Origin of the sequence: Pseudomonas sp. NBRC 100443 (assembly GCF_030268185.1) — a bacterium.
Lineage (GTDB): Bacteria > Pseudomonadota > Gammaproteobacteria > Pseudomonadales > Pseudomonadaceae > Pseudomonas > Pseudomonas citronellolis.
In genome coordinates, this window is record NZ_BSQE01000103.1 from 1 (window position 1) to 259 (window position 259).

At 51.4% G+C, this 259-nt stretch carries 1 rRNA gene; it reads right to left on the reverse strand.

Features of this window, described 5'->3' with window-relative positions:
- A 5S ribosomal RNA gene (rrf, locus tag QSJ95_RS32730) occupies window positions 1–102 on the reverse strand; the annotation flags it as partial.
- Window positions 103–259 lie beyond the last annotated feature (157 nt).

Genomic DNA, 259 nt, shown 5'->3' on the forward strand with positions numbered 1-259 from the left:
TACTCTCACATGGGGAAACCCCACACTACCATCGGCGATGCGTCGTTTCACTGCTGAGTTCGGGATGGGATCAGGTGGTTCCAACGCTCTATGGTCGTCAAGCAATTCTTTCGGATGCTCGTGGCTTGCGCTCACGCTCACCCTGATTCGGGTATGTGACAGGTATTTGCGGTTCACACGAACTTTCGGTTCGTCGACTTCACCGTCTAACACACAAATTGTTTGGGTGTTATATGGTCAAGCCTCACGGGCAATTAGT